General features: G+C 64.0%; 1 protein-coding gene. It reads left to right on the top strand.

What is annotated here, in order from left to right:
* Positions 1-59: 59 nt before the first annotated feature.
* Positions 60-403: SDR family NAD(P)-dependent oxidoreductase (locus tag KJQ96_RS38805; RefSeq protein ID WP_213291199.1), on the top strand; the 344-nt coding region annotated here is incomplete at its 3' end.

Here is a 403-nt window from a genome sequence, read left to right as displayed (position 1 = left end):
CTAGTTTTTGCCCATCAGGTCGGGCGAACCCGCCGGGCCACAACGGAAAGAGCAACAACATGCGTGTCTGGTTCATCACAGGAGCTTCCCGGGGTTTTGGCGCTCTGATCGCCGAAGCCGCACTGAAGGCAGGCGATGCGGTGGTTGCGACCGCCCGCGATCCCAACACAGTTACCGCCCGCCTCGGCGGGCATGAGCGGCTGCTGGCAACGCGGCTCGACGTCACCAGCGAAGCCGAGGCGCATGAGGCCGCCGGCCAGGCAGTGAAAAAATTCGGCCGCATCGATATTCTCGTCAACAACGCCGGCTACGGCCTGCTCGGCGCGATCGAGGAAGCAAGCGCGTCGGAGACCGCCAAACTGTTCGGCACCAACGTGTTCGGCCTGCTCGGCGTTATCAGAGC

Origin of the sequence: Bradyrhizobium sp. sGM-13 (assembly GCF_018398875.1) — a bacterium.
GTDB lineage: Bacteria > Pseudomonadota > Alphaproteobacteria > Rhizobiales > Xanthobacteraceae > Bradyrhizobium.
This window is presented reverse-complemented; position numbering and strand designations above follow the sequence as displayed.